The sequence below is a fragment of the Paenibacillus sp. HJGM_3 genome, from assembly GCF_045062745.1.
Classification (GTDB): domain Bacteria; phylum Bacillota; class Bacilli; order Paenibacillales; family NBRC-103111; genus Paenibacillus_AA.
This window is the reverse complement of sequence record NZ_JBJGED010000047.1, coordinates 26,974-47,575: the sequence shown is the minus strand read 5'-3', so window position 1 is coordinate 47,575 and position 20,602 is coordinate 26,974. Positions and strand designations below refer to the sequence as shown.

Sequence of the window (20,602 nt, the reverse complement as noted above, 5' to 3'; positions counted from 1 at the left end):
GCCGTTGTAGCTCAATTGGTAGAGCAACTGACTTGTAATCAGTAGGTTGGGGGTTCAAGTCCTCTCGACGGCACCATTTTTTCTACAAGCCTCATGAATCGGGTCGAAATCGGAGATACTACAGCAGCAAGCTTCCAATCCGATGGGGATTAGCCAAGCGGTAAGGCAACGGACTTTGACTCCGTCATTCCTAGGTTCGAATCCTAGATCCCCAGTTTCTATACCCCAAAAAGTGACGTATCGCTTCGATGTTAATTCCGATTACTTTTCGGGGACCCCGTGTCTTATCTTGCGAGCCATTAGCTCAGTCGGTAGAGCACCTGACTTTTAATCAGGGTGTCGTAGGTTCGAGTCCTACATGGCTCACCATGTTTTATCTCGCGCGTATGGCGGAATTGGCAGACGCACTAGACTTAGGATCTAGCGGGCGACCGTGGGGGTTCAAGTCCCTCTACGCGCACTAACGCAAAGACCCCTTGCAGGGGTCTTTTTTTACGTTACAATCGGAAACCGTGCTTATTTAGGGACATACCCATAGCCGGGATAGCGCACGACCGGCCATTTTTCTTTGCGTAAAGCGTTGGTCAGCTCAGGGCCGACGTTCAGGTTCGTCTGGACGAGGTGCGTAGGCGTCAGGGCCATCCACTGATTGAGGGACACGTCTTCGAACCGGTCGCTCTTGAACATCTCCAAGAACCATAAAGGCTCGGTCCCCGTGTTCTGGATGTAATGACCAAAAGCAAATGGCACGTATCCCACATCGCCGGCCCGGTAATTGAAGGTGCGGGCGGCCCCATTGCCGGCGAACACGGTCATCCGCCCTTGTCCGGTCAGGTAGTATTGCCATTCGTCGTTATTGGGGTGCCAATGCAGCTCCCGCATGCCGCCGGGTTCGATCTCCACAAGCGCGGCCGCGATCGTCCGGGAGATCGGGAAGTTCCTCGAATCGACGATGCGCACGCTGCCCCCAGGTGTTCGTATGGGGGGTTGGGCGAGCAGCTCATGTTTGAAGCTTAGCGGTATCGTGCCGTATGGGGAAGCGATAGCCTGGCTCTCGATCGGGCCGGGTACACGATCCTGGTAGATGTACACCTGATCCGTAGGGATCCGGTCAAAGGCGGATTCAGGTACGCCGAAATTCGCCGACAGCACCTCCTTAGGCGTATGGGCGAACCAATCGGAGATGGATAACGTATTCAAATCGGAGAAGCTGCCGTCGTCGAAGACGAGCAGGAACTCGCACCCTCCCTCCAGCCCTTGAATCGAATGTGGGATGCCCGGAGGGAAGTACCATAAGTCACCGGGACCGACATCGGCGATGAAATTGCGCCCGTTCTGGTCCACAGCCGTGATTCGGGCGCGTCCCAGCAGCATATACGACCATTCCGCCTGCTGGTGCCAGTGGAGCTCACGGACGCCACCCGGGGTCAAGCTCATATTGACTCCCGCCATCGTAGTTGCGATCGGGAGCTCGCGCACCGTAATTTCCCTGGACCAGCCGCCGTGGTTTAACTGCATGTGCGTATCCGAGAACGAATAACGCAGATTCGGGATTAACCCGGCATCCGTCACAGGCGGGACGAGCATATCCGGGTTTTCCCGATCCCTCATGATATCGCGAGGCCCCAGATCGACGTTTCCCGCACCGTCGCTTCGGATCGGCTGTGGAATGTCCATAGGAAGGCCTCTAGGCGGTTCTGAACGGTTCATAACCCACTCCCCACTGTTCGTAATAAACTGGCGTATTAACCCTGCATAGCACGCTACAATTGGTGTATGATGCGCGACAGGGATTTATGTTGTAGGAATGGGTAAAATAGAGTTTGAAGCCCTTTGGCATGCAGGAAGAAGAAACCATAAACTTTTTCATTAAAAACACTTGCTTTTTGTTCTGAGCTTTGATATATTATTTCTTGTCGCCGCAAACGGAACGCGAAAGAAACGAGCGGATGACACGAAGGGCAAGCCCTCAACATCATATGCGGACGTGGCTCAGTGGTAGAGCATCGCCTTGCCAAGGCGAGGGTCGCGAGTTCGAATCTCGTCGTCCGCTCCAGAATATGTGCCTTTAGCTCAGCCGGATAGAGCGTTTGACTACGAATCAAAAGGTCGGGAGTTCGAATCTCTCAAGGCACGCCATTTTTCTTTTTAACTTCATATTGTACTGTCGGGACGTAGCTCAGCTTGGTAGAGCACCTGGTTTGGGACCAGGGGGTCGCATGTTCGAATCGTGTCGTCCCGACCATTATTATTCTCGCATGATGCGGGTGTAGTTCAATGGTAGAACTCCAGCCTTCCAAGCTGGTAGCGTGGGTTCGATTCCCATCACCCGCTTCCTAGAAGTCAAGCACAGAGACCGCAAGGTCTTTTTTTGTGTATATAATTAGTAATATTCCAGAATTATGTTTAGTGCGTTAAAGCAGGAATGTCGCGAAGGTTGTCGAATTATTGAAGGATATAGAGAATGAGGTGAGAGAGAACCATGTCTGAAGTAAAGAATGACACACATCGGGTAAGCTCCAATCATTTGCTGCGCCGCGACGTGCGGTTTCTAGGGAACATTCTGGGCGAGGTCCTCGTCCATCAGGGCGGGCAGGAGCTGCTCACGATCGTCGAGCAAATTCGAGAGATGAGCAAGAAGATGCGGGAATCGTCCGATCCGGCGCTCTTCCAGGACTTCAAGAACGTCATTCGTTCGCTGAGCAAGGAGAACCGCCACCAGGTGATCCGGGCATTCGCCATTTATTTTCAATTGGTGAACATCGCCGAGCAGAACCACCGTATTCGACGCAAGCGCGACTACGAACGGTCGGCTATGGAGCAAATCCAGCCGGGTTCCATCGAAGGCGTGATCAACGAGCTGCGCGCCTCCAATGTGCCACCTCGGGATGTCCAGGAGATCCTGAACACGATCTCGCTCGAGCTGGTCATGACCGCACACCCGACGGAAGCGAGCCGCCGCGCGGTGCTCGACATTCATCAGCGCATTTCCAAAGAAGTCATGCAGCTGGAGAACCCGGGCCTCACATACCGAGAGCGGGAGCAGCTGCGGGAGAAGCTCGTGAACGAAGTGCTCACGCTGTGGCAGACCGACGAGCTGCGCGACCGCAAGCCGACCGTCCTGGACGAAGTGCGCAACGGCATGTACTACTTTGACGAGACGCTCTTCGAGGTGTTGCCGGATCTGTATCGCGAAGTGGAGCGGTGTCTGAAGAAGTACTACCCAGGCGAGAACTGGAACGTCCCTTCCTTCCTGCGCTTCGGCTCTTGGATCGGCGGTGACCGCGACGGCAATCCGTCCGTGAAGGCGGAGATCACGTGGGAGACGCTCGTGATGCAGCGGGGACTGACACTGCAGAAATACCAGGAGGCCCTTAAGGGGCTCATGGAGAACCTCAGCTTTAGCACGTCCATCGTGGACGTAACGCCGGCCTTGCTGGCTTCCATCGAGTTGGACAAGCAGCAGATCCAGCTGAAGACCGAGGACGTATGGCGCAATGAGAAGGAACCGTACCGAATCAAGCTGTCGTACATGCTGGAGAAGCTCGAGAATACGCAATCTCGGACCCAAGCGGTCGTGAAATATCATTCGCCGGAGGAATTCACGGCGGACTTGAAGGTCATCGAGGCTAGTTTGCGGAGTCACTACGCCGATTATGCCGCTGACCATTATGTGCAAAAGATCATCCGGCAGGTGGAGCTGTTCGGCTTCCATCTCGCCACACTGGACGTACGCCAGCATAGCAAAGAGCATGAGTCGGCGATGGCGGAGATTCTGGCCAAAATGCAAATCGTAGACAACTATGCCTCCCTCTCGGAGGAGGAGAAGATCAAGCTGCTGAGCGGCTTGCTGAACGATCCTCGCCCGCTCGTGTCGCCTTACATGGAGTACACAGAGGGGACCATGGAATGCATCAACGTCTACAAGACGATCAAGGCGGCTCAGCAGGAGTTCGGTGCCCGCTGCATCCAAACCTACTTGATCAGCATGACGCAAGGCGCCAGCGACCTGCTGGAGGTCATGGTGCTGGGCAAGGAAGTGGGCTTGTACCGCAGGGAAGCGGACGGCAGTGTCACCTGCACGCTGCAGCCGGCGCCGCTCTTCGAGACGATCGACGACTTGCATGCGGCTCCGGGCATCATGCAGACCTTGTTCGACATTCCGGCGTACAAGGCGAGCCTGGACAGCTTTGGCGGCCTTCAGGAGATCATGCTGGGCTACTCCGACAGCAACAAGGACGGCGGGGTGTTGACCGCCAACTGGGAGCTGCGCGTCGCCCTGAAGCAAATCACGCAGGTCGCGAAACGCAATCAAGTGAAGCTGAAGTTCTTCCACGGCCGCGGAGGCGCTCTAGGCCGCGGAGGTATGCCGCTCAACCGCAGTATCATGGCTCAGCCGCCTGAGACGTTAGGCGGAGGCATCAAGATTACCGAGCAAGGCGAAGTACTGTCGTCGCGCTACTCGCTCAAAGGCATTGCGTATCGCAGTCTGGAGCAGGCGGTTTCGGCTCTTATATCCGCGGCCAAGCTGGCTCGGAATGGGGTAGAGGCGGACGCGCAGGAGAGAGCCTGGGAAGAGATCATGAAGGACATCTCCGAGAACGCGCAGACGAAGTACCAGGATTTGATTTTCCGCGATCCGGATTTCATGGCCTTCTTCAAAGAATCGACGCCGCTGCCGGAGATCGGGGAGCTGAACATCGGCTCCAGACCGTCCAAGCGGAAGAACAGCGATCGGTTTGAGGACCTGCGCGCCATTCCATGGGTGTTCGCGTGGACGCAGAGCCGGTACTTGCTGCCGGCGTGGTACGCGGCGGGCTCAGGCTTGCAGACGTTCTCGCAGGGCGACCCGGACAACCTGCGCACGCTGCAGAAGATGTACAAGGAATGGTCGTTCTTCAGCACGATGATCGACAACCTCCAGATGGCGCTCGGCAAGGCGGACCTGCCGATCGCGAAGGAATACTCGGGCATGATCACCAATCCGAGCATCGGCGAACGCATCTTTGGCCTCATCGAGACCGAGTACAAGCTCACCTCCGATTTGATTCTAGAAATTACCGGTCAAGAGGAGATTCTGGACAACGTGCCGGTCATCCAGGAATCGATCCGCTTGCGGAACCCGTACGTCGATCCGCTCAGCTACTTGCAGGTGCAACTGCTCACCGAGCTACGCTCCCAGACGGAGCAGACGGACGAGTATGCAGAGCTGCTGCGGGAAGTGCTGCTTACGATCAATGGCATCGCGGCCGGCCTGCGGAACACCGGCTGATCCTCGTTTGACGCTTCGAAGTCGGGCCACTCCTCTCTTGAGGGGGAGGCTCGACTTTTTGCATGAAATTGGGTAAAGTAGAGCCAATGAAGGAAAGAATTGGAGGACCCTGCATGAAACCTACCGCTTGGCGCTGGGTGGCCATCATCCTGGTGCTGATCGGATCGGCCAGCTACGGGCTGTTGTCTCCCCTCGTGAAGATGGCGTATGAACGCGGCTGGAACGACGTGCAAGTCAGCGCGAGCCAAGTGACGATGGGGACGGTGCTGCTCTGGGTTCTCTTGCTCGTGAATCCTCGCGCCTGGTCCAATCCGTTTCGGACGCCTTGGATCCGGTTGTCGGCGATCGGCATTTTCGGGCTGGCGCTGACTACCTTTTTCTTAAACAACAGCTTGTCTCGTTTGGACGCGTCGCTGGCGATCGTCTTGCTGTTCCAGTTCACTTGGATGACGATCGTGCTGGAATGCGGATTCGATCGGAAATGGCCGACGAAGTACCAGGTCGGGGCGGTCATTCTCGTCATGATCGGGACGCTGCTCGCGGTAGACGTATCCGGCACTTCGATGAGCGAGCTCGATGGAGTGGGAGTGGCGTTCGGCTTGCTGTCCGGGTTTACCTACAGCGTGTTTTTGTTCTTCACGGGAAGGGTCCGGACGACGGCGCACCCTATTCTGAAGTCCGTCATTATGCTGACGGCGGCGTTGCCTGTCATCTACATCATTTATCCGCCGGCGGCTGTGTTCCAGTCGAATACGGGATCGCTCGTGCTCTGGGGCTTGCTGCTCGGCTTTCTAGGCCAAGCTCTTCCGGCGGTAGCCTTCAATATCGGCATCCCGCGTATCGGGGCAACACTTGCGGCGATGCTCGCGTCTATGGAGCTCCCTGTCGCGATTACGGCGGCATTCCTGATTTTGAAGGAGCCGGTCGGGTGGATGCAATGGGCAGGAATGGGGCTCATCCTGATCGGGATCTTCGTCTCGGAACGGCAGCCTAAGCGGGAGGAAGAACCGAAACGATCGGAATAACAACTTTTCGGAACTTTTCGCCGGGATGTCCGTACGGTAAATGGAGAGGTTCTGCATCGAGTACGGAATCTTACGGAACGATAGAGAGAAAGATCGTCTTGGCGGTGTCGGAAGGACATGACGCTTGGACGGAGGGAACGGCGCTGAACGGGCACGGGCTGTGGGAAGAAGAAATCAGCTCAGCTAGCGTTCAGGCGTGGGAGGAATGTCGGTGAATTACGTGGAAACGCGCTTGGCCAAGCTCGCCCGGAACGGCGATCGGCGCGCCTTTATCGATTTGGTCGATTTGTACAAGGATAAAATTTATCATATGGCCTACCGCATGCTGCATAACGTACAGGAGTCCGAGGATGTGGTGCAGGAGACGTTCCTGCGCGTGTACACGAACCTCCACCGGTATGACGAAACGCAGAAGTTCTCGACGTGGATCTACCGCATCGGTACGAACTTGTGCATCGACCGGCTGCGCAAGCGCAAGCCGAGCTATTCGCTCGACGCCGAGGTGGCGGACAGCGAGGGCACGGACTGGTACTCGATGCTGTCGAGCCCCGATCTGACACCCGAAGGCGAGCTGCTCCTGTCGGAGACACAACAGCAGGTGCGCGACGCCATCGATTCGTTGCCGGAGAAGTACAAGGCGGTAGTGATCCTGCGCTATCTGCATGACATGTCGCTGCAGGAGATCAGCGATGTGCTAGAGATGCCGGTCACGACGGTGAAGACGCGGGTGCACAGAGGGCGGGAGTTTTTGCGTCAGAAGCTGGAAAAGGAAATCGTACTCTAATGTACCGGAATGTGGAAGTGAAAAAACTTGGCCGAGAGGCGTTAATGAGTGAAACAATCTTCGGGGTCGTACGTATAGTACAATACGAATTCTCAGAACGAACCGGGAACCCGTACGAGAACGTCAAGCAGAAAGGAGTGGCTCTCCGATGGATTGCAAACAAGCCGTCCCACTGATCCATGATTATCTGGATGGAGAATTATCCGGCACGCAAGCGATGGAGCTGAAGGCTCACCTGTCAACCTGCGCCGCCTGTCATAAACGATTCCAGCAGCTCGAGAAGGCGGATCATCTGTTCCGCTCCCTCAGCGCCGTAGCGGCTCCGCCGCACATGACCGACCGCGTGCTCCGGGCGCTGCCTGCCCCGCATCGCCGGAGGAGCTGGACGAACTGGGTGCGCCGCCACCCGGCGGCCACCGCGGCCGCGATTTTCGCCGTCGTCATGCTGAGCAGCTTCTTCTCGCTCTGGAACCAGGATACGGACCTGATCGTGAGAGGCACGGATCTGGAACAGGTCGTCATCAAGGGCAACCAAGTATACGTACCCGCAGACCATACGGTGCGCGGCAATCTCGTCGTCGAGAATGGAACGATCCAGGTAGACGGCGCCATCGAGGGGAACCTCGTCGTCATCGACGGCTCGTATGTACTCGCTTCTACCGCCCGCATCTCCGGCGATATCAAATCCGTGGATCAAGCGGTACAGTGGCTCTGGTACAAAACGAACCAATTTTTTGCCTCGGTGGCCAAGTAAACATGGCTTAACACGATCGGTCGGACACCTCCCTTCTGCATGAAGGGAGTTTTTTGTTGTCCAGCCTGAGAAGTCACTTTGTGGGGTTTCTGTTGAAAATATGGTATGATGGGGTGTAGGCGGCCTTAAAACAATCTACACAAAAGCTGCTCGGGGGTTGGCGGATGGACTGGATTCGAGAGATTGGCATCAACGATGTCGTAGACATCCTGATCGTCAGCTACGTCATCTATAAAGTAATTCTGCTCGTTCGCGGGACAAGGGCCGTACAACTGCTGCAGGGCATCTTCGTGGTCGTGCTGACGTGGGCGCTCAGCATCTGGTTCAAGCTTAATACGCTGAAGTGGCTCATGGACCAAATGCTGACGCTGGGAGTATTGGCCATCATTATCATATTCCAGCCGGAGCTGCGCCGTGCTCTTGAGCAGTTAGGGCGCGGAAGGCTGTTCAGCCGCACGACGTCCTCAACCGAGGATCAGGAAGTCACGGGGCGGATTGCCCATATCCTTAAGGCGATGAATCATCTAGCGAAACGCAAAATCGGGGCGCTCGTCGTGTTCGAACGGCATACCGGGTTGAACGACTATGTCGAGTCCGGGATTCCGATCGGGTCCCAGATTACGTCAGAGCTGCTCATTAACATTTTCATCCCGAATACGCCGTTGCATGACGGAGCGGTTATTATTCGGAACGGTCAGATTATGGCGGCGGGCTGTTACTTGCCTTTGTCGGAAAATCCTTTTATCAGCAAGGAGCTCGGGACCCGGCATCGCGCCGCGATCGGCATGTCGGAAGTATCGGACGCCGTCTGTGTCGTCGTCTCCGAGGAGACCGGGCAAATCTCGCTGGCGCTCAATGGCCAGATCGTTCGCGACATTAAGGAAGAGTCGCTCGTGTCGAAGTTGTATGAAGAGCTGCGTCCGAAAACCAAAGATAAGCCTTCTTTCTGGAAGAGAAAGGGGGGTCAAGATGGGTCGAATGAATGAATGGCTCGGTAAGCCGAATGTCCTGAAAGTGATCGCACTCGTGCTCGGGGTGCTGCTGTGGTTCGCCGTCCAGACCGACGAGAAAACGACTCCGGGCAGTGCTCTGCCTACGGAGCGGGAGAATACGATCACGAACGTCAAGGTAACGCCGATCTACGATAGCGAGACCTACCACATCCAATCCATTGATCCGGCCGAAGTCATGATCAAGGTGAAGGGCAAGGATACCGCGCTCAAAAAGGTGAACACCGCCACGTACCGGATCGTGCTCGATCTGACGAACGCCAAGGTCGGGGAGAATACGCTGCCGCTTACGCCGGAAAAGTTCCCGAATGGGGTCGAGGTGTCAATCTACCCGCCATATGCGAAGGTTGTGCTCGAGGGCAAGCAGCAGAAGGAAATGCCGGTGACGGCGAACGTCACAGGGAACCCGGTCAACGGGTACAAAGCCGGGCAGCCGGTCATCCGCCCGATGCGGGTTATCGTCACGGCGCCTAGCAGCCTAATAGACAGCGTCGCCTCCGTACGGGCTGACGTGAGCGTGGAGAGCGCCTCCAGCGCGGTGACGAAGCAAGTGAAGCTCGTCGCCTACGACAAGAACGGCAAGCCGCTGGACGTGTCGATGAATCCTCAGGTGGTCGACGTCGAAGTGCCGATCACTCAGCCGTTCAAGAAAATGCCGCTGCGGATCAAAACGACCGGATCGCCGCTTGCAGGCTATAGTGTGGCGTCGTTCACGCCTAGCGCGGAGCAGATTACGGTCTACGGCCCACAAGAACTGCTAAACACGCTCGAATTCTATGAAGGGCCTTCGGTGGACCTGACCGGGCTCAAGGAGAGCAAGACGTTCACGCTCGATATTCCGCTGCGGAACAAGGTCACCACCCTTGATCCGCCGAAGGTGGATGTCAAGGTCGAGATCGTGCCGTCGACGACTCGCGCCTTCGACCAGGTGCCGCTGACGATCGTAGGCCAGAACGATATGTACGATACGAAGATTACGTCGCCGACGAACGGCGTGGTCTCCTTCACGCTGGAAGGGGCGCCGGCGGTGCTGGATAAGCTGAAGGTGACGGATGTGCAGGCGATCGTCGATGTCAGCAACTTGCCCCCGGGCAAGCATGACGTCCCGGTCAGCGTGAACGTCTCGCCGTTCGTACGGAGGACCGGCGCCGACCTGCGGGCGATGGTCGAGATCAGCGCCAAGCCGGGCGCAGGCGGAGCGGGCGGCGGAGCCGCTCCGGCGAACGCCGGCGTGAGCGGCGGGACGAGCGCGAGCCCGACGCCGAGCGGCGGTCCGGCCGGGCCGTCGGGCACGGCGACGCCGGCGCCTACGCCAACGCCGCAGCCGACCCCGCAGCCGACGCCGACGGGCAGCGCGGGCGCCGGGAGCGGCGGCCGGAGCGGCGGTGCGGGGTAGGCCCCGCCGCGGCACGCCGGGGCGCGGGGCATGCAGCTGTGCAGGCGTGTCAACTGGGAGATGCACGCCGGGCTCAATGATGCTCAATAGGCAACATTTTTCTGGATTTCACAGCTCAAATGAAGAACTTGTTGCCCCAAATTGCAACATTTCTGTCTCGAAAGAACCTATTTCCAACTGAAATGTTGCCTTTTCAGCAACATTTTCGCGGTTTACGGTCGTTAGCTGCACGCAAAGTTGCTATTCGGGCAACATGCATGGTTACGACGGGTGAACCCGCCAGAAAAAAGAACCATTAGAGGAGCGATAGAGAAGCTATGGGGAAATATTTTGGAACTGACGGTGTACGTGGTATTGCGAATCAGGAGCTTACGCCGGAGCTTGCGTATAAAATCGGGCGCTGCGGCGGCTATGTGCTGACCCAGCATGCGACCGGGAAGCCGGTCGTGCTGATCGGGCGCGACACGCGCATCTCAGGGCCGATGCTGGAGGCGGCGCTCGTCGCCGGCCTGCTGTCCATCGGCGCCGATGTCGTGCGCCTGGGCGTGATCTCGACGCCGGGCGTCGCTTATCTGACACGCAAGCTCGGTGCGAGCGCGGGCGTCATGATCTCGGCCTCGCACAATCCGGTCGAGGACAACGGCATTAAGTTCTTCGGCAGCGACGGGTTCAAGCTGTTCGACGAGACGGAGCTCGAGATCGAACAGCTGCTCGATGCGGCCGTCGACGAGCTGCCGCGTCCGGTCGGGACGCGGCTCGGTTCGGTCCGCGACGACGCCGAGGCGAAGTTCGCGTACACGGAGTTTCTGAAGACGACCGTAGACGTGTCGTTCCAAGGCTTGAAGCTCGTGCTCGACTGCGCGCACGGGGCCGCCTATGAGCTCGCGCCCCGGCTCTTCCGGGAGCTGGGCGCGGAAGTCATCGCCATCGGCGCGGAGCCCGATGGCACCAACATCAACGCCGGATGCGGCTCCACGCATCCGGAGCGGCTGCAGGCCGAGGTGCTGCGGCATGGCGCGCACCTCGGGCTGTCGTTCGACGGCGATGCCGACCGCCTCATCGCCGTGGACGAGACAGGCGCCGTGGTCGACGGCGACTACATGCTCTGCATCTGCGGCGATGCGCTGAATCGCGCGGGCCGCTTAAGCCGCAGCACCATCGTGACGACGGTGATGGGCAATCTCGGCTTTTTCAAAGCCGCGAAGGACCTTGGCATGGAGACGGCCCAAACGGCCGTAGGCGACCGCTACGTGATGGAAGAGATGCGCCGCGGCGGCTACAACCTGGGCGGGGAGCAGTCCGGCCATATGATTTTCCTCGACTACATCCCGACCGGCGACGGCATGCTGAGCGGCCTGCAGCTCGTGCAGACGGTGGTGCAGTCCGGCAAGTCCCTCGGCCAGCTGGCAGGTGTCATGAAGAAGTACCCGCAGGTGCTCGTCAACGTTCGCGTAGCGGATAAAGGCAAGCTGAACGGCAATACGGCCATCGAAGCGGCGATTCGCAGCGTCGAAGAGCGATTCGCCGGCAACGGCCGCGTGCTGGTGCGTCCTTCGGGAACCGAATCGCTCGTACGCGTCATGGCGGAAGGGCCTGAAGAGGCCGTGGTGAAGGCATATGTGGACGAAATTGCGGACGTGGTCCGGGTACAACTGAACGCATAGCAGGACAACGCAATCCGCATAACGGCGCGGTTCGGGAGGAGGATATGACCTTTTTCGACGGAATTCGCGCCGTGTGCCATTTAACCCGGTAGGACAAAATGGGGTTGCATCTGGGCGGCAAATTGAATAGTATAGAAAACAGCACTCTGGAATGGAAAGGTGGATCGAGGTTGTTCAGCATCACAAGCGCCAGAACTTGCGGCCGCTGAGTCCCGAACGGAATAAGGAGCGGCGACACGCCCAAGTTGACGAGGTAGAGGTGTTCGGATATCGGCGGGGACCTCTCGGCTTGCATCAGAGCCGTGAACAGGAAGGCAAAAGGACTGGGTGACCGGTCACTACAAGATTCCTGTGTGATGATGAGTTGTACGTTGGAGTGGAACCGAGGCGTGTACGGAACACGGCCTGCGGTTAGGTTAAGGTTTGTTAGGTTTAGGGCACTTATTATTTGTGTGATTAAATAAATTTGCTTCATTCGGAAGCTTGTTTCGTGCTGTCTTTTCATGCGAGACGGAATGACAATTGCATAGCCTAACGCTTATTCAGTCATGCCGCTCGGCATGAAAAGCCGCACGGACGAACATGAGACGGAGGTCATGAATCGGATGTGTGGAATCGTTGGATATATCGGGAATCGGAATTCGCAACCCATTTTGCTGGAAGGGCTGAAGAAGCTGGAGTATCGCGGGTATGATTCCGCCGGGGTGGCGGTGTTCACCGGGACCGGGCTGGAGATCAAGAAGGCGAAGGGGCGGTTGGCCGTTCTGGAATCGCAGCTGGAGGTCACGCCGCTGCAGGGGACGATCGGGATCGGGCACACGCGTTGGGCTACCCACGGCAAGCCTTCGGACGTCAATTCGCATCCCCATACGGACAATTCTCAGAAATTTTCGGTGGTGCATAACGGGATCATCGAGAATTACATCGGGCTGAAGGAAGAGCTGACAGCCAAGGGGCATCATTTCGTATCCGAGACGGACACGGAAGTCATCTCTCACCTGATCGCCGATCTGTATGACGGGGATATCGTTCGCGCGGTTCAGCAGGCCGTTCAGAAGATGCGGGGAGCGTTCGCGCTGGGCGTTTTGACCGAATACGAGCCGGATAAGCTCGTGGCAGTACGACTCGCGAGTCCGCTTATCATCGGGGTTGGCGAAGGCGAGAACTTCATCGGATCGGATATCCCGGCGATTCTGGAGTATACTCGGAATGTGTATATCCTGAACGACGGCGAAATGGCCGTTTTGACACGCGGTGGTGTCGAATTAATGACCTTAGAGGGGAATTTTATTTCCCGGGAATTATTTCGTGTCGATTGGGATCTGATTACGGCGGAAAAAGCCGGATTCGACCACTTCATGCTCAAAGAAATTCATGAACAGCCGAAGGCATACAAGGACACGATGGGCAGCCGCATCTCGCCAGACGGCACGCGGGTCGTGCTTCCGGAGATCGGGATGTCGGCTGAGGCGATTCGTTCCATCCGCAATGTTCACATCGTGGCTTGCGGGACCGCTTATCATGCCGGCTTGATCGGCAAGGGGGTCATCGAGAAGCTGGCGCGCATCCCGGTCGAGACGGACGTCGCGTCGGAGTATCGCTACCGTTCGCCGATCATCACGCCGGAGACGCTCGTCATCGTCGTGAGCCAATCCGGCGAGACGGCCGACACGCTGGCCGCGCTGCGGGAAGCCAAGCGCTGCGGCGCTCGCGTGCTCGCGATCACGAACGTCGTCGGCAGCTCCGTCGCCCGCGAGGCGGACGATGTGATCGTCACCTGGGCCGGGCCGGAGATCGCCGTCGCCTCGACGAAGGCGTACACGTCCCAACTCGTCGCGTTCTACTTGTTCGGGCTGTACCTCGCCCAGACGCTGGAATCGCAACCCGCGGAGTATATCCGCGAGGTGCTGGCCGCCTTGCGGCTGCTGCCGGAGCAGGTCGAGTATTTGCTCGGCCAGAGCGAGCCGATCCGGGCATACGCCGAACAGATTGCGGAGCACCAGAGCTTGTTCTTCATCGGCCGGGGCCTGGACTACGCCGTAGCGTTGGAGGGGTCGCTGAAGCTGAAGGAGATTTCCTACATTCACTCGGAGGCCTATGCGGCGGGCGAGCTGAAGCATGGGACACTTGCGCTGATTGAAGAGGGCATCCCGGTCATCGCGCTTATGACCCAAGAGGCTTTGCTGGAAAAAACAGTAAGCAACATCAAAGAAGTCAAAGCCCGTGGCGGCCGCGTCTTCGGCATCGCGCTCGCCGGCAATGACGAGCTGGCTCACGTGGTGGATGAAGGGTACACGATCCCCCGCACTCATCCGCTGCTCACACCGGCGCTGTCGGTCATCCCGCTGCAGCTGCTCGCCTACTATGGCTCGCTCGCACGGGGCAACGACGTCGACAAGCCGCGTAATTTGGCGAAGAGTGTGACGGTGGAGTAGGGAATAATACAACGAGAAAAATAATGTTGGATCTCAATATAATGTTGGGAACTAAAGGAGGCACCTATAAAAAGGCGCCTCCTTTTTATGTACGCCCAGCATGGGCGTCATCAATACTCCTCGCATAGCCAAAAGCAAGGGTGTCGTCGCGAGGGCGGGATCTACATGATCGTTACGCTAGCGCGAAGCAAGGTGAGATAAGGCTCGTAAAGCCGCTGGGAATTCCGTTAGTATCCAGAGGAGATTTTCCTTAATTTTTTTTGCCTTCCTGTCACACTCCACATCCCTTGCCCGTCATACAGGTAAAATTTGAAAGGGATGATGAGCGATGCAAAAAGTTGATGTAGTAGTGGTTGGTGGAGGGATTGCGGGTCTAACCGCTGCAATTTACGCAGCCAAAGCCGGGAAACAAACCATGGTCGTTGAAAAACAGGATCGCTTAGGCGGCCGAGCCATTACCAACAAGAAAAAAGGAGCTTACTTCAATCTGGGCGCGCATGCCTTGTATAAGGGAGATGCGTACGCGACTTTCCGGGAACTGGGACTGAACTTACAAGGAAAGAAACCTTCCGCTGACGCTTATGGCGTTTGGAAAGGAAAATTGAAAACCTTGCCTATGGATTTAAAATCCTTGTTTACGACTCCGCTGTTGTCTTGGAAAGGAAAGATGGAGTTCGCTTCGTGTCTTGCGAAACTTTCAAAAGCGGATACTCGTCAATTTGACAGGATCAGTGTCCGCGAATGGGTCGAGGGGAATTTGCGAGATCCCATGGTGCGCAATATCTTTTATTCGTTGCTTCGTGCCGCCAGTTATGTGGCCGGACCGGATTTGCCAGCCGCGGGTCCTGTATTGAAACAGCTGCAGAATGCCCTTAAAGGCGCGTTGTACCTGGATCGTGGCTGGGGCGAATTGATCGAGGAATTGCGGCAGAAGGCAACCGACCTGGGAGTGCGGTTCATAACAAATACCAAAGTCTCGTCCATCGATACCCGTGGCGGGATCGTACGGCAAGTTCTCTGTGAAGACGGAACGAAAATCGATACGCAACATGTTATCCTTGCCACACCGCCTTCTATCGCCAATGAGTTGGTGCCCTTTGCAGAAAAAACCGCCCTTCATACCTGGAAAGAGCAAGCGATTGAGGTAACCGCGGCTTGCCTGGATGTGGCCTTGAAACGACTTCCCAAGCCTAAACAACAATTTGCATACGGGATTGATCAGACCGTGCTCCTAAGCAATTATTCGCGTGCGGCTTACCTAAGCGACGATGGCGCGCAAGTCATATCGCTCATTAAGTACCAAGGGAAAGAAACGGACCCGGATAAAGATTTGCACGAACTGGAAGGCGTGCTGGATTTGATGCAGCCGGGATGGCGGGAACAATTGGTTGTCAAGCAATACCTTCCTAAAATGACGGTTTGTCACGACTTTATGCATATGAAACGTCTTGAGAATCCAGGACCCGCAGTCCCGGAAATACAAGGATTATATGTAGCAGGAGAATGGGCGTCGCACGGTGAAGTTTTGGTTGATGCCGCTACGGCAAGCGCCAAAAGAGCCATACAACACATGCTCTCCCTTGAGGGTAAGGAGAGGAATGCCTTCTATGAGCACAGAGGAATTATATAAACGTTATAAAACGGAGCTGTTTTCGTTAGCCTATCGAATGCTCGGCAGCGTGATGGACGCGGAAGATATCGTACAAGATGCTTTTTTGCGCTATGACGGACTGTCCACCGTCGGGACAATCCGAAACGAAAGGGCATTCCTATACAAAATCGTAACGAATCGTTGCCTGGATCTGTTGCGTTCGTCAGCCAAAAAGCGGGAAATGTACGTCGGTCCATGGCTTCCGGAGCCCCTGATTGAAAAAGGGGCTTCGGATGACGATCCATCCAACAGGTACTTGCGGTCGGAGTCGATTTCCACGGCTTATCTTCTGCTTCTGCAGCAATTGAGTGCAACGGAAAGGGCGGTTTTTCTTCTTCGAGAGATTTTTCATTATTCGTTTGAAGAGATTGCCGATATAGTCGGGAAAAGCAGTGCGAATTGCCGGCAAATTTTCCACCGCGCCAAAAAAAGCATCCACTTCGACCCGGACCAGCAACCGTCGGTTTCCATTGCGGAGGAGAAGATTAAAGAGTTTGTGAATGCGCTGTTGCAAGGAAATACGACGAAGCTTCTTGAACTGGTTAGTGAAAATGTTGTGCTCTACTCGGACGGCGGAGGCAAAGTAAGCGCGGCACAAGTGCCTGTTGTCGGGTTTGAGCAAGTGCTGAAGCTTCATCAAACTATGATCAACAGGCATGCGGGTAAAATTACGTACTCGTTCCTCGTGGTGAATGGGCTCCCCGGAATCCGCATTCGTTTAGATGAAGGGATTCAATATGTTTATTCTTTTGCTTATCGAGATCATAAAATCGAAGCGATCTATACGGTCGCAAATCCGGAAAAGTTAAGACATCTATAAGAATCACTGCTTAAAAGTGCTGCCTAGGAAAAAGCGGCGATTCCGGGATACCGGGCCAGAGGCTGGGTGGTCGAACGGACCCACTCTCGGATGAATCGGTTTCGCCCGGAGGAAGTGCCCTTCAGCCTTGCGTCTTCGGCACGGGGGGCACAACGTCGCTCTTGCGGGACCTGCGGTCCTCCAGCCTCACCTTGCGCTGCACGGCGCCGAGCAGAATGTCGGCGACAATCGCGAGCAAGGCGGCGGGAATGGCGCCCGCATAGAGGCGGAGCGAGTTCTGGTTGTTAATGCCGGCGTAGATCTCCCGGCCGAGCCCCTCGCCGCCGACGAGCGGGGCGATCGCGGCGACGCCGACCGCAATGACGGCGGCAATCCGGATGCCCGATACGATATAGGGCAGCGACAGCGGCAGGCGGATCTGCAGCAGCATCTGGACGCTGCTCATGCCGACCCCCCGGCCAGCCTCTACATTGCTGGGGTTGACCTGCGTCAAGCCGACGTACGTGTTGCGCACCACCGGGTTGAGCGAATAGAGGAACAACCCGACCGTAACGGTGGTGGAGCCTAGGCCAAGCCACAGCATGAGCAGCACCAGCATGGCCAGGCTCGGGATGACCTGAAGCACATTCGTAACCGCGAGAATGGTCCGGGCGAACGCCTTGTTCCGGCTGCTCAGAACGCCGAGTGGCACGCCGACCACAATGGCGAGTCCCACGCCGATCAACACCATGACGATGTGCTGAAAGAAATATTCCCACAGCATCGCCTGGTTGCGCGAGACATAGCTAATAAAATCCCCGAACGTTAATTGAGGCTGATTCACGGTCCCTCACTCCTTCAGCAGGCCGACTCGTTTCAAATACGCCAGCGCGACCTCTCGCTCGCTTTTCTTCTCGATATCAACCTGATAATTCAATTCAATCATCGTATTAACGTCCATCGTTCCGATCAGCTCGGAGAGCGCCGCTTCGGCTTCCGGGTACTTCTCGATCGTATCCTTGCGCATCACAGTCGACGCGTCGTAGGGTGGGAAAAAGTGCCCGTCGTCCTCGAGCGTCGCGAGATCGTATGCCTTCAGTCGGGAGTCCGTCGAATAGGCGAGCACGATGTCGACCTGCTTGTTGGCTACCGCCGAGTAGACGAGAGCCAGCTCCATCGGGTACGTGGATCCGAAGGAGAATCCGTAATGCTTGGTGAAGGCCGGGTAGCCGTCCGAAGGCCGCTCCAGCCAAGTCGTATCGACGCCCAGGCGCATGTTTCCGGCTTCCGGCTTCACATCCGATATTTTCGTAAACCCCTTCTCCTTCGCGACATCCTTGCGCACCGTGAAAGCGTACGTATTCTCGAAGCCGAGCGGATCGAACCACTTGAATCCGAAATATCGGTCGAAGCCCGTCTTCGCTTGCTCAAGGACGCGCGCCCGGTCCTTCGTGTCCTCGATCGGAAAATGATTATTGAAGATCTCGCCGCTGTACAGCGTCGCCACCTGAAGGTCCCCCCGCTTCATCGCGGTGACAATGAGCGGACTGGAGGCAAGGTCCGGTATCACCTTCGCGTCCACATTCGTCCGGTCCTCGATGAGGGCCCGGTACATCTCCGCGAGAATCTTCGCTTCGGTGAACGTCTGCGCCCCGATGACGATTTGATCGGTCGTCCCGCAGGCGGATGCCGATAAGACGACTGCCATCAGACAGAGAACGGCGACTGCGGCCTGCATCCGGCGATAAATGAGATTCATGCCTTCACCCCTCCCGTCCGACCGAACTTGCCCGACAGCCAATTCTCGAGGAGGCCGAGCAGCCAGTTCGCGACGAATGCCAAGAGAACGGCGCCAATCGCTCCCGCGAAGATGAGCTCCGGCTTGTTGACACCCATGCCGGAGACGATAAGCTGGCCGAGTCCGCCGGCGCCGATCAGCGTGGCGAGCGTAGCCCAGCTAATGATGTAAACCGTCGTAATGCGGATGCCGGACATGATATAAGGCAGCGACAGCGGGAGCTGGATCGACAGGATTCGCTGCAAAGTGCCGTAGCCCATGCCTGTTGCCGATTCCAGCACATGCTGGTCTACCGCTTGGAAACCATCGTACGTATTGCGCAGAATCGGCATGATGGCATAAAGCAGTAAGGCAAGCACGGCCGGCTTAATGCCAATGCCGAGCAGAGGGATAAGAACGGCCAGCAGGGCTAGACTAGGCACCGTCTGTAGCAGGTTGGCAATGAAAAACACAGTGGTGTTGACCCAGCGGACACGGTTGTATACGAGGGCGACGCCGAGCGGGATAGCAACGATGCTGCCAAGTACGATGGAGGAGAAAGAGATGACGAGATGCTCGCGCAGCGCGGTCAGAATATCCGGCATCCGCTCCTGCAGGAAGCTCCAAATATCGGCCACGGGCTACACCTCGCTTTCGGAAGAGCCTTGACCTTCAGAGCCCCCGCCTGTATCAACGCTATTCTTCATCGGCGCATCGGACCGCGCATCGTCCCCGGAAACTCCCGCATGATCCTCCGGCGATTCCGTCGTATTAGTTAAGGTCGGGAATACCTCGGCCAAATGCCGGACGACGCTGCCCCTCGTGATGAGCCCGATCAGCCTGTTCTGGGCGTCCACTACCGCAAGATTGGACAGCTGATGCTTGTTCAGCAGCTCGACCGCCTGTGGCAGCGGTGTTCCCGAGGACACGCAGTACACCACCGGCTTCATGACGTCGCCGATGGTCTTGTTCTCTTCCCCGTATTGATCCAGCACATTGAAGATCGAGACGATCCCCTTCAGGTGGCGGCTGCGGTCGGTTACGAAAAGCGTGTCGACCCGGCGGCGCTCCATAATCGCGATCGATTCGGCCAGTCCTCGGTTCGGGTAAACGGTGACGGGATGGTGCACCATCACTTCATCGACAGTAGGGACGTCGTATGTATTTTCATGCAGAAGCCTCTGCTGCCCGATGAAGGACCGGACGAAATCGTTTGCCGGATAGCGCAGGATGCGCTCCGGCGTGTCGTTTTGGACGACGGTGCCCGCCTGCATAAGGACGATTCGGTCGGCGATCTTCAGCGCTTCGTCCATATCATGGGTAACGAAGACGATCGTCTTCTGCAGCTCCTGCTGGAGCCGGATCACGTCGTCCTGCAGCTGCTCGCGGCTGATCGGGTCGAGCGCGCTGAACGGCTCGTCCATCAGAATGATGTCCGGATCTGCGGCAAGCGCTCGAATCACTCCGATTCGCTGCTGTTGGCCGCCGCTAAGCTCGGAAGGGTAGCGGTCGCGGTACGTATCCGGCGCCAGGCCGACCATATTCATCAACTCGTCGACCCGCCTGCTCATCCTGGTCTTCTCCCATCGCTTCAAATGAGGAACAACCGCAACGTTCCGGCCGATCGTCATATGCGGGAACAAGCCGATGCTTTGGATCACATACCCGATGTTCCGCCTTAGCTGGACCGGATCGGTGTCCGCCACGTTTTCTCCATCAATGAGCACCGTACCCGTTGAGGGCGTGATCAGCCGGTTGATCAATTTCATGGTGGTCGATTTGCCGCAGCCGCTGGGACCGATCAGAACCGTAATTTTGCCCTTTTCCAAGGTAAGATTGATGTCCTTCAGGGCATGGAAGCCGTCAGCATAAATTTTGTTCACGTTTTTGATCTCAATCATCGAACATGCCCCCGTAATTTCATTGATCATACGTGTTAATATGAACCCAAATTGGATTTTTTAAGAAAAATTTTATTTTTAACCCCATTTCTTTTTTAAGAGTTTTCCTTACCGTAAAGGGAGTGAAGGATCGG

At 56.7% G+C, this 20,602-nt stretch carries 15 protein-coding genes and 8 tRNA genes; 18 read left to right on the top strand and 5 right to left on the bottom strand.

The genetic code is table 11. The features are described from left to right. The 4 genes from ACI5FR_RS32600 to ACI5FR_RS32585 all read left to right on the top strand — a co-directional run bounded on the left by ACI5FR_RS32600 (position 1) and on the right by ACI5FR_RS32585 (position 460). Positions 1–76, top strand: a tRNA-Thr gene (locus ACI5FR_RS32600). A 67-nt stretch (positions 77–143) separates the two neighbouring features. After that, positions 144–215 (top strand) — tRNA-Gln (locus tag ACI5FR_RS32595). Positions 216–293: 78 nt separating this feature from the next. Continuing rightward, positions 294–369 (top strand) — tRNA-Lys (locus ACI5FR_RS32590). Positions 370–380: 11 nt separating this feature from the next. Further along, positions 381–460: transfer RNA gene (locus ACI5FR_RS32585), tRNA-Leu, on the top strand. A gap of 56 nt (positions 461–516) precedes the next feature. Here the strand turns inward: ACI5FR_RS32585 and ACI5FR_RS32580 are convergent. Beyond that, a complete protein-coding gene (locus ACI5FR_RS32580) occupies positions 517–1,677 on the bottom strand; it encodes an oxalate decarboxylase family bicupin (RefSeq protein ID WP_405462380.1) in 1,161 nt (386 codons plus the stop codon). A gap of 304 nt (positions 1,678–1,981) precedes the next feature. Between ACI5FR_RS32580 and ACI5FR_RS32575 the strand changes: the two genes are divergently transcribed. From ACI5FR_RS32575 to ACI5FR_RS32510, 14 genes are all read left to right on the top strand, one after another. After that, positions 1,982–2,056 (top strand) — tRNA-Gly (locus tag ACI5FR_RS32575). A 6-nt stretch (positions 2,057–2,062) separates the two neighbouring features. Next, positions 2,063–2,139: transfer RNA gene (locus tag ACI5FR_RS32570), tRNA-Arg, on the top strand. Positions 2,140–2,168: 29 nt separating this feature from the next. Beyond that, a tRNA-Pro gene (locus ACI5FR_RS32565) sits at positions 2,169–2,245 on the top strand. A gap of 18 nt (positions 2,246–2,263) precedes the next feature. Continuing rightward, a tRNA-Gly gene (locus ACI5FR_RS32560) sits at positions 2,264–2,334 on the top strand. 148 nt (positions 2,335–2,482) lie between these two features. Then, entirely contained in the window at positions 2,483–5,272 is a 2,790-nt protein-coding gene (gene ppc, locus ACI5FR_RS32555; protein ID WP_405462377.1) for a phosphoenolpyruvate carboxylase, read from the top strand. Positions 5,273–5,385: 113 nt separating this feature from the next. Beyond that, positions 5,386–6,297 carry an EamA family transporter gene (locus ACI5FR_RS32550; protein WP_405462374.1) on the top strand — a complete coding sequence of 304 codons (912 nt, stop codon included), beginning with the start codon at positions 5,386–5,388 and terminating at the stop codon, positions 6,295–6,297. Positions 6,298–6,508: 211 nt separating this feature from the next. After that, complete coding sequence (gene sigW / locus ACI5FR_RS32545; RefSeq protein ID WP_405462371.1) at positions 6,509–7,081, top strand: RNA polymerase sigma factor SigW; 573 nt, start codon at positions 6,509–6,511, stop codon at positions 7,079–7,081. 148 nt (positions 7,082–7,229) lie between these two features. Then, complete coding sequence (locus ACI5FR_RS32540) at positions 7,230–7,835, top strand: zf-HC2 domain-containing protein (RefSeq protein WP_405462369.1); 606 nt, start codon at positions 7,230–7,232, stop codon at positions 7,833–7,835. Between the two features lie 164 nt (positions 7,836–7,999). Further along, positions 8,000–8,821: a diadenylate cyclase CdaA gene (cdaA, locus tag ACI5FR_RS32535; protein ID WP_405462366.1), complete on the top strand. Its 822-nt coding sequence runs from the start codon at positions 8,000–8,002 to the stop codon at positions 8,819–8,821. Then, on the top strand, positions 8,805–10,241 hold the full coding sequence (locus ACI5FR_RS32530) for a CdaR family protein (protein WP_405462364.1): 1,437 nt from the start codon (positions 8,805–8,807) through the stop codon (positions 10,239–10,241). The genes cdaA and ACI5FR_RS32530 overlap by 17 nt, the downstream gene beginning before the upstream one ends. A 317-nt stretch (positions 10,242–10,558) precedes the next feature. Further along, the gene (gene glmM, locus ACI5FR_RS32525; RefSeq protein WP_405462361.1) at positions 10,559–11,905 is read left to right on the top strand and encodes a phosphoglucosamine mutase; all 1,347 of its coding nucleotides are present in this window, start codon (positions 10,559–10,561) and stop codon (positions 11,903–11,905) included. A gap of 605 nt (positions 11,906–12,510) precedes the next feature. Next, positions 12,511–14,340 carry a glutamine--fructose-6-phosphate transaminase (isomerizing) gene (gene glmS, locus ACI5FR_RS32520; RefSeq protein WP_405462359.1) on the top strand — a complete coding sequence of 610 codons (1,830 nt, stop codon included), beginning with the start codon at positions 12,511–12,513 and terminating at the stop codon, positions 14,338–14,340. Positions 14,341–14,668: 328 nt separating this feature from the next. Continuing rightward, positions 14,669–15,970, top strand: coding sequence for a phytoene desaturase family protein (locus ACI5FR_RS32515; RefSeq protein ID WP_405462358.1), 1,302 nt, complete (start codon positions 14,669–14,671; stop codon positions 15,968–15,970). Continuing rightward, positions 15,948–16,811 carry an RNA polymerase sigma-70 factor gene (locus ACI5FR_RS32510; RefSeq protein ID WP_405462357.1) on the top strand — a complete coding sequence of 288 codons (864 nt, stop codon included), beginning with the start codon at positions 15,948–15,950 and terminating at the stop codon, positions 16,809–16,811. Before ACI5FR_RS32515 ends, ACI5FR_RS32510 begins: the two co-directional genes overlap by 23 nt. A gap of 121 nt (positions 16,812–16,932) precedes the next feature. Here the strand turns inward: ACI5FR_RS32510 and ACI5FR_RS32505 are convergent, their stop codons facing one another. The 4 genes from ACI5FR_RS32505 to ACI5FR_RS32490 are packed head-to-tail and all read right to left on the bottom strand — an operon-like array spanning position 16,933 to position 20,468. After that, the gene (locus tag ACI5FR_RS32505) at positions 16,933–17,634 is read right to left on the bottom strand and encodes an ABC transporter permease (protein WP_405462354.1); all 702 of its coding nucleotides are present in this window, start codon (positions 17,632–17,634) and stop codon (positions 16,933–16,935) included. 6 nt (positions 17,635–17,640) lie between these two features. After that, complete coding sequence (locus tag ACI5FR_RS32500) at positions 17,641–18,549, bottom strand: glycine betaine ABC transporter substrate-binding protein (RefSeq protein ID WP_405462351.1); 909 nt, start codon at positions 18,547–18,549, stop codon at positions 17,641–17,643. Further along, positions 18,546–19,205, bottom strand: a complete 660-nt coding sequence (locus ACI5FR_RS32495) for an ABC transporter permease (protein WP_405462348.1) — start codon at positions 19,203–19,205, stop codon at positions 18,546–18,548. The genes ACI5FR_RS32500 and ACI5FR_RS32495 overlap by 4 nt, the downstream gene beginning before the upstream one ends. A gap of 3 nt (positions 19,206–19,208) precedes the next feature. After that, complete coding sequence (locus ACI5FR_RS32490) at positions 19,209–20,468, bottom strand: ABC transporter ATP-binding protein (RefSeq protein WP_405462345.1); 1,260 nt, start codon at positions 20,466–20,468, stop codon at positions 19,209–19,211. Positions 20,469–20,602 lie beyond the last annotated feature (134 nt).

Bases quoted from the DNA above. Each gene is read 5' to 3' on its own strand.
- ACI5FR_RS32550 (WP_405462374.1), top strand. From the start codon at position 5,386: ATGAAACCTACCGCTTGGCGCTGGGTGGCCATCATCCTGGTGCTGATC.
- glmM (WP_405462361.1), top strand. From the start codon at position 10,559: ATGGGGAAATATTTTGGAACTGACGGTGTACGTGGTATTGCGAATCAG.
- ACI5FR_RS32510 (WP_405462357.1), top strand. From the start codon at position 15,948: ATGAGCACAGAGGAATTATATAAACGTTATAAAACGGAGCTGTTTTCG.
- ACI5FR_RS32540 (WP_405462369.1), top strand. From the start codon at position 7,230: ATGGATTGCAAACAAGCCGTCCCACTGATCCATGATTATCTGGATGGA.
- ACI5FR_RS32580 (WP_405462380.1), bottom strand. From the start codon at position 1,677: ATGGACATTCCACAGCCGATCCGAAGCGACGGTGCGGGAAACGTCGAT.
- ACI5FR_RS32500 (WP_405462351.1), bottom strand. From the start codon at position 18,549: ATGAATCTCATTTATCGCCGGATGCAGGCCGCAGTCGCCGTTCTCTGT.
- cdaA (WP_405462366.1), top strand. From the start codon at position 8,000: ATGGACTGGATTCGAGAGATTGGCATCAACGATGTCGTAGACATCCTG.
- ppc (WP_405462377.1), top strand. From the start codon at position 2,483: ATGTCTGAAGTAAAGAATGACACACATCGGGTAAGCTCCAATCATTTG.
- ACI5FR_RS32515 (WP_405462358.1), top strand. From the start codon at position 14,669: ATGCAAAAAGTTGATGTAGTAGTGGTTGGTGGAGGGATTGCGGGTCTA.
- ACI5FR_RS32530 (WP_405462364.1), top strand. From the start codon at position 8,805: ATGGGTCGAATGAATGAATGGCTCGGTAAGCCGAATGTCCTGAAAGTG.
- ACI5FR_RS32490 (WP_405462345.1), bottom strand. From the start codon at position 20,468: ATGATTGAGATCAAAAACGTGAACAAAATTTATGCTGACGGCTTCCAT.
- glmS (WP_405462359.1), top strand. From the start codon at position 12,511: ATGTGTGGAATCGTTGGATATATCGGGAATCGGAATTCGCAACCCATT.